The organism is Duncaniella sp., assembly GCF_029054785.1.
Classification (GTDB): Bacteria; Bacteroidota; Bacteroidia; order Bacteroidales; family Muribaculaceae; genus Duncaniella.
In genome coordinates, this window is the sequence record NZ_JAIDEN010000107.1 from 1 (window position 1) to 8,200 (window position 8,200).

Annotated in this window: 6 protein-coding genes; 5 read left to right on the forward strand and 1 reads right to left on the reverse strand. The window is 57.6% G+C overall.

All coding sequences use genetic code 11. The annotated features are described in order from the left end of the window. Positions 1–181: 181 nt before the first annotated feature. Positions 182–1,405: a pitrilysin family protein gene (locus K2H17_RS07235; protein ID WP_363319931.1), complete on the reverse strand. Its 1,224-nt coding sequence runs from the start codon at positions 1,403–1,405 to the stop codon at positions 182–184. A 321-nt stretch (positions 1,406–1,726) separates the two neighbouring features. On the opposite strand from K2H17_RS07235, the gene K2H17_RS07245 reads away from it, so the two are divergent. The 5 genes from K2H17_RS07245 to K2H17_RS07265 form a co-directional block, all read left to right on the forward strand. After that, complete coding sequence (locus tag K2H17_RS07245) at positions 1,727–4,345, forward strand: valine--tRNA ligase (protein WP_300133175.1); 2,619 nt, start codon at positions 1,727–1,729, stop codon at positions 4,343–4,345. A 244-nt stretch (positions 4,346–4,589) separates the two neighbouring features. Then, on the forward strand, positions 4,590–5,024 hold the full coding sequence (gene dut, locus K2H17_RS07250) for a dUTP diphosphatase (protein WP_300133187.1): 435 nt from the start codon (positions 4,590–4,592) through the stop codon (positions 5,022–5,024). Positions 5,025–5,206: 182 nt separating this feature from the next. After that, on the forward strand, positions 5,207–6,952 hold the full coding sequence (locus tag K2H17_RS07255) for a tetratricopeptide repeat protein (RefSeq protein ID WP_300133177.1): 1,746 nt from the start codon (positions 5,207–5,209) through the stop codon (positions 6,950–6,952). Next, positions 6,949–7,818 (forward strand): DUF4292 domain-containing protein, encoded by an 870-nt coding sequence (locus K2H17_RS07260; protein WP_300133180.1) that lies wholly within the window; start codon positions 6,949–6,951, stop codon positions 7,816–7,818. The genes K2H17_RS07255 and K2H17_RS07260 overlap by 4 nt, the downstream gene beginning before the upstream one ends. A gap of 175 nt (positions 7,819–7,993) precedes the next feature. Continuing rightward, the coding region (locus K2H17_RS07265; RefSeq protein ID WP_300133182.1) for a hypothetical protein at positions 7,994–8,200 on the forward strand (207 nt) is incomplete at its 3' end.

Sequence of the window (8,200 nt, forward strand, 5' to 3'; positions counted from 1 at the left end):
ATGAAGGGACTCGAACCCCCACGTCCTGAGACATTAGATCCTAAGTCTAACGCGGCTACCAATTACGCCACATGCGCATTCAGTTTTAAAGTTATGGCCGGACCATCCCGCCTAAGCAAAGACGATCCACTTTGCAAAGTTACAACTTTTCCTCATATCTTCCAAACAAAAAATCAGCCCCTCAGACCATCGTCAGACGCGAAAGCGAAAGCAGTGCCCCCGCCGCCTCCTGAAGATCAGCCGCTCCAACACCCCTAAGAGCCTCGACACTCTCCGACAGCCCGACCACACGACCGCGGTAAAGCACACTCCGCCCCATCGAGATCGCAACCTGCTCCGAATTCGTCGACCCGACCGTCAGCTGCCCGATCAGCTGCCTCTTCGCAGCCTCCAGCCGCCGTTCCGACAACCGTTTCAGAGCCAGCGAATCGACAACCCGGCCGACAATCCTCAGACAGCGCGTCACATCCGCCGGATCACAACCGAAATAAATCGACAGCAATCCATTATCACTCATCAGCGACGTCGAAGCCTCAGTCGTATAGACCAGTCCCGAACGCTCGCGCAGCGCCACATTGAGCAGCGAATTCATCCCCGGTCCACCGAGAATATTGACCAGCAGCGCAACAGTCCTGCGCCCCGGATCAAGCAGACCCGGCACCCGCACCCCCATCAGCGTATGAGCCTGATAAGACCCCACCCTGTCATTCACCACCTCAAACCTCTCCGCAATCCGCGGCACCGCCCTCTCAAGAGGCCTGTCCACCCGACCCGGCAGACCGAAATAACGCTCAGCCAGCCTGAACACCTTCTCAGCCTCCATCGGACCCGAATAAAACAAAACCATACGACCGGGCGTAAAATGCTCCTCCAGCCACCTGCGGCACACCCCCTGATCAAACCCCGCAAGCGTCTCGCGCGTACCTAATATATTATGGGCAAGCGGCGACCCCTCATAGATCAGATCCTCGAAATCATCGAAAACAGCATCCGCAGGACTGTCGAGATACGTATCGATCTCCTCGGCCACAACCTGCTTCTCACGCCCGATCTCAGCCTCAGGAAACACCGCATCACCCACCATCTCCCCCAGCAGCGCCATAGCCCTCTGGAGATGTCCCGCAGGAAAAGTCGAATAGACAACCGTCTCCTCCTTCGTCGTATAAGCATTCAGCTCACCACCGACAACCTCCATACGGTCCCTGACATACGCCGCCCGGTGGACCGACGTACCCTTGAAAATCGTATGCTCCACGAAATGCGCCAGCCCGTGCAGCCCCTCCGGCTCATCGCGGCTACCCGCATTCACCGCCACACCGCAATGCTCCACAGCCATCGCCACACGTCTCGCGACAACCCTCAGCCCGTTACCGAGCCTGTGATACTCAATCGTCTCTTCACTCATATTTTCTTATAAATCACAATTAGCGACTGCAAAGATACTCAATTGCCTGCCGATTTTTAAGCTCGGATGAAAAATACTTGCAGAAGTCATCGGCAAGACAGAAAAAATTCCTCTCAGACACCATGCCATAATCCTCCCTCTATCCTCCAAAAAAAATACGGAAAAGGATATGGAAAAAGATACGGAAAAAGATCTGAATCCCTTTTTGTCCACGGCTGCCGTACTTTAGTGCGGCAGAATCGGCAGAATCGTTTTTTTTTTGTAATTTTGCGCAATTATTAGCTTTACAACCATTCAACAATCAAACATTTGTGCAAAACTATGGAAGAGTTAGCAACAAAATATGACCCGCGTGCCGTAGAGGACAAATGGTATGCCTACTGGATGCAGCACCGCCTGTTCCACTCCGAGCCGGACGCCCGCGAACCCTACACAATCGTGATTCCCCCGCCAAACGTGACCGGAATCCTCCACATGGGCCACATGCTCAACAACACAATCCAGGACATCCTCATCCGCCGCGCCCGACTCATGGGTAAAAACGCGCTCTGGGTGCCCGGAACCGACCATGCAGCCATCGCAACCGAAGCAAAGGTAGTAGGCAAACTCGCAGCTGAGGGCATCAAGAAAAGCGACCTCACACGCGAAGAATTCCTCCGCCACGCCTGGGAATGGAAAGAAAAACACGGAGGCATCATCCTCGAACAGCTCAAAAAACTCGGAGCCTCCTGCGACTGGGAACGCACTTCCTTCACAATGGACGACATCCGCTCCCGCTCTGTCATCAAAGTCTTCGTCGACCTCTACCGCAAAGGCCTCATATACCGCGGAAAACGCATGGTCAACTGGGACCCCAAAGCCAAGACAGCCCTCTCGGACATCGAAGTTGTCTACAAGGAAGAACACTCCAAACTCTACTACCTCCGCTACAAGATCGTAGGCGAGGAAGGCTATGCCATCGTGGCCACAACCCGTCCTGAGACCATCATGGGCGACACAGCCATGTGCATCAACCCCAACGACCCCAAAAATCAGCACCTCCGCGGCAAACGCGTCATCGTACCCCTCGTAGGCCGCGAGATCCCCGTCATCGAAGACGACTACGTAGAGATCGACTTCGGCACCGGCTGCCTCAAGGTAACCCCCGCCCATGACATGAACGACAACATGCTCGGCGAGAAACACAACCTTGAGACAATCGACATCTTCAACGACGACGCCACAATCAGCGAAGCCGCCGGAATGTACATCGGCATGGACCGCTTCGCCGTCCGCGAGCAGATCGCCAAAGACCTCGCCGAAGCAGGCCTCATCGAAAAGATCGAGGAATATGAAAACAAAGTCGGCTACTCCGAACGCAACCCCGACACCGCTACCGAACCGCGCCTGAGCGACCAGTGGTTCCTCAAGATGGAATCCCTCGCAGCCCCCGCCCTCGCAGCATCCGAAGACGGCGTCATCAGCTTCGTACCTGAGAAATTCAAGACCACCTACAACCGCTGGATGACCGAAATCCGCGACTGGTGCATCTCGCGTCAGCTCTGGTGGGGCCACCGCGTACCCGCATGGTATCTCCCCGACGACACCTTCGTCGTAGCCGAGACCGCCGACGAAGCCCTCACCCTCGCCCGCGAGATCAACCCCGCCCTCACAGCCGCAGACCTGCGTCAGGACGAAGACTGCCTCGACACCTGGTTCTCATCCTGGCTCTGGCCCATCTCACTCTTCAACGGCATCCTCGAACCCGACAACGAAGAGATCCGCTACTACTACCCCACATCCGACCTCGTCACAGGCCCTGACATCATCTTCTTCTGGGTTGCCCGCATGATCATGGCCGGCTATGAATTCCTCGGAAAACAACCCTTCAACAACATCTACTTCACCGGCATCGTCCGCGACGAGATCGGCCGCAAGATGTCAAAGCAGTTCGGCAACTCCCCCGACCCCCTCGAACTCATCGCCGACTACGGCGCCGACGGAGTCCGCATGGGCATCATGCTCGCCGCACCCGCAGGCAACGACATCTTCTTCGACAAGAAACTCTGCGAGAACGGCCGCAACTTCTGCAACAAGATCTGGAACGCCTTCCGCCTCGTCAAAGGCTGGGAAGTCGACCCCTCGCTCGAACAGCCCGAAAGCTCGCGCAAAGCCGTCGAATGGTTCAGTTCAAAACTCTCCGAAGCCGTAGCCGAGATCAACGACTCCTTCGAGAAATTCCGCATCTCGGAAGCCCTCATGACAGCCTACCGCCTCTTCCGCGACGAATTCTCCTCATGGTACCTCGAAATGGTCAAACCCGACTATCAGAAACCCATCGACCGCGCCGGCTACGAAGCCACAATCGGCTTCTTCGACTCCCTCCTGCGCCTGCTCCACCCCTTCATGCCCTTCATCACCGAAGAACTCTGGCAGCACCTGGGCGACCGTCGTGAAGGCGAATCCATCATGTACGCCTCCATGCCGCAGGCCACCGGCGCAGATCCCCGCATCCTCGCCGAAATGGAGACCGTCAAGGAAATCATCAACGGAGTCCGCGGAGTCCGCGCCCAGCGCAACATCCCCTCGCGCGACACCCTCCAGCTCAACGTCATCGGCGGCTCGATCCCGATGGAAGCCGTAGCCATCCGCCTCGGCAACCTCTCAGGCATCGCAACCGTCAGCGAGAAAGACCCCGCCGCAGCCTCCTTCATGGTAGGCACCACCGAATTCAACATCCCACTGCTCAACAACATGGACGTTGAAGCCGAACTCGCCAAACTCACCAAAGAGCTCGACTACCTCCGCGGCTTCCGCGCTTCGGTCGAAAAGAAACTCTCCAACGAACGCTTCGTAGGCAACGCACCAGCCGCCGTGGTCGACGCCGAGCGCAAAAAGCTCTCCGACGCCACAACCAAAATCGAAGCCATCGAGCAGACAATCGCAGCCCTAAAAGCCTGAAAAGGCCCCGGCCACGATCTATAAACATCAACGGGCACATGATACGCCGAAACGCGGTCATGTGCCCGTTTCGCACCCCCTTTCACACCTATTTCATAATTATTAAGGAGAAAAATGCACGTATGTGCGGGAATTTTGCTACTTTCGCTTGTTTATTTGACAACACATCTCACTTTCGACTCAAGGCGTCCCCGCCGCTCCTCGCGGAAGCCGCCTCCATCGCAACCGTTTATTTATGGACAGTATCAAGGTAAAAATCATCAACGAATCCGGCCACGAACTCCCGGCATATGAAACCCCCTCGTCGGCAGGCATGGATGTCCGCGCCAAGCTCGACTCCCCGGTGACACTCCAGCCCCTCCAGCGCGCCCTCATCCCGACAGGACTGCGCATACAGCTCCCCCAGGGCTACGAATGTCAGGTCCGTCCCCGTTCAGGCCTTGCACTCCGTCACGGGATCTCGCTCGTCAACACCCCCGGCACCATCGACGCCGATTATCGCGGCGAGATCGGCATCATAGTCATCAACCTCTCCGACACCCCCTACACCATCTCCGACGGCGAACGCATCGCCCAGCTCGTCATCAAGGAATATGTCCGCGCCGAATGGGAACCCGTCAGCAGCCTCGACCAGACCGAGCGTGGCGACGGAGGCTTCGGCCACACAGGAGTCAACTGACCCCGACCGGCACCCGCCAACTGGACCAATTAACCTAATCAGACTAATTGGACTAAACTAATCAGACTAATTGGACTAACCTAATCAGACTAATTGGACCAATCCCCCGGAGCAGAACTCCCAAAGCTCTCAGAACTCCCAATCCTCCCAGTTCTCCCAACCCTCCACTCCAATCCCGAAAAATGAAAAAGCTCCCACTGCTCATCTTTGCAATCCTTGCCCTCGGAGCCCTCTCGGCCATCGCAGCCGGGCGGCGCCAGGCCAAGACCGGCGCTGAGGACGCACGCAAGGCCGACTACATATATCTCGAAGCCCTGCGGGCAAAATCGCAGAGCAAACATGACGCAGCCTTCTCCCTCCTCCAGCGGGCAAGCGAGCTGAACCCCGCCGACAAAGAAATTGGAGTGGAACTCTCGACCTACCTCCTCAGCCTCTCCCAGAACGACTCCGCCATGCTCAGCCGCTCGATGGAACTGCTGCGTGACTACTGCGAGGCCAACCCCTCCGACATCTACTACGGAGGCCGTTACGCCATGCTCAACGAGCAGCTTCTCAACCGCGACGAAGCCCTCAGGACCTGGGAACGGCTCCACACCCTCTACCCCGACCGCCTCGAAGTCACCTACCGCTACGCCGGAGTCCTCGGACAGGGTGGCAGCGAAGCCGACCGCGACCGTGCCATAGCTGTCTATGACTCCGTAGAGATCGCCGAAGGCAAAAGCATCCCCCTGTCATCCAAAAAGATACAGCTCTATTACGCCCTCCAGGACACTGCCTCGATCCTCGCCGAAGCCGACCGCCTGCGCCTGTCGTCGCCTCGCTCCGTAGACTATCAGGTCTTTTCGGGCGACATATACTCGATGTTCGGCCTCAACGACCGCGCCAAAGAGTTCTATGACAGCGCCTGCGTCCTCGACCCCTCAAGCGGCCTCGCCTACTACTCACGCGCCCAGTTCTACCACACTCTCGGCGACAGCGCAGCCTTCAACCGCGAAGTCTTCCAGGCCCTCGAACAGAAAAATCTCGACGTGGAGACCAAACTCGTCATCCTCCGCAGCTACATACAGGAGATGCTCAACGACTCCACCAACTTCCCCCGCATCGGGCAGCTCTTCGATGTCCTGATCGACCAGCACCCCCACGAACATGACATCCATGACCTCTACTCGCGCTATCTGGTAGTCACCAAGGACTACGCCAAAGCCGCCGAGCAGACCGAGCGCGCCCTCGACCTCGATCCCGCCGACGAGGAAGGATGGGAAATGCTCACCTCGCTCTATCTTCAGGTCGACGAACTTGAAAAGGCCCGCCAGGCCATCAAGCGCTCCCTGCGCTACTACCCCGAAAGCAGCCGCCAGTACCTCGTGCTCGGCTCGATCTACGACCAGGAAGGCCAGCGCGACAAGGCAGCCGCCGAATACCGCCACGCACTCTCCCTCACCGACTCGACTGACGTAAGCCAGCTCTCGCGCATCTACGGAGCTATGGGCGACAACCTCTACGCCCGCGAGCAAGCCGACAGCGCCTTCGTCTACTATCAGAAATCGCTCCTCTACGACCCCGACAACACCCTCGCCCTAAACAACTGCGCCTACTACCTCGCCTGCGAAGGCCGCGACCTCGACCGCGCCCTTGAAATGATCGAAAAAGCCGTAGGCGCCGAACCCGAAAACGCCACCTCGATGGACACCTACGCCTGGGTCCTCTTCAAGCGCAAAGACTACGCCAAAGCACGCGAGATCATTGACCGCACCCTCTCCCTCTCCGACGAGCGCAGCGAAGAGATCCTCGAACACGCCGGCGACATCTACTTCATGGACGGCGACCCCGACGGCGCTCTGAAATTCTGGAAAGAGGCCCTCGAACTCGCCCCTGACAACAAACTCCTGGCCAAGAAAGTGAAACATAAGACATATTTCTTCAAATGACAATTCCGACACTGATCCGACAGCGCTCACGCTCTTTCGGCTTACTTCTGATAACACTCTCCGCACTCCTGACAGTCTCCTGCCGCTCAGGCCGGTCCGCAACAGGCAGCGGCGACTCTTACGAGCCCTCCGGAAGCAGCCTGAGCCAGAGCGCACTGAAAACCCGCCTCACCACCCTCTCCGACAGCTACGGCGACTGGACCGACCTCAAAGCCCCCCTCACCCTCCGCCTCAAAAGCCCGAAGAAATTCAGCATCAGCGGAACCCTGACCATGAAGCGCGGCGAAAACATCCACCTCTCCCTGCGCTTCCTCGGAATTGAAATGGCCTCCATGATGGTCACCCAGGACAGCATTTTCGCGCTCTACAAGCTCGAAAAACTCTACTTTGCCGAAAGCCTCACCGACCTGCTCGGCGGCTTCCCCGCAACCGTTGAAAACGTCCAGGACCTCCTGCTGGGACGCGCCTTCATCCTCGGCGACACCCCTCTGAGCGCCTCCCGCTGCAAACTCGAAGGCGACCGCTTCAACTGGACAATCACCCCTGAAGGCAGCCCCAAAGGCATGAGCTACACATTCACTGTCGACACCGGCACCGACAGACTCGAAAGCCTCACCGTCACCCCCGGCAGCCGCAAACCGATGACAGCCGAATATTCCGACTTCTCGAAAAGCCCCTTCGGCCCCTTTGCCGCCACGACCCTGCTGACAGCCTCAGGAGCCAGCACCACACTCAGCGCCGAACTTGACATCAACGCCAACCGCAGCGAATGGAACACCGGCGCCACCAAGACCTGGACCGCCCCCAAAGGCTACACCCGCGTCACCGCCGCCCAGATCATGAAAATCGCCTCCTCGCGCTTCTGAGCAGAGCAGGCAATTAGACTGAAATTAGTCTAATTGGTCTAATTAGTCCAATTGGCCCAATCAGACCAATTGGCCCAAAACCCAAAACTCCCAGATCTCCCAAAACTCCCAGCTCTCCCAGTTCTCCCAAAACTCCAAAAAAACTCCCCAAAACCGACCAGTGCTTTTAACTTCCTTGAGATCCGAAACACCGCTCAGATGGTGCCGCAGGCTTGCGGTGCTGCTGATCGCGCTTGTCATTGCCGCAGGAAGCGCCGACGCCCAGACGCGCCGCAAAAGCAAGACACCCGACAGGCAAAGCACCCGACAGACCACCTCAAACCGCCGCACAACCCCGGCCCGCACACTCGAATCAGTCAAAAAAGACAAAAGCACCACCGAT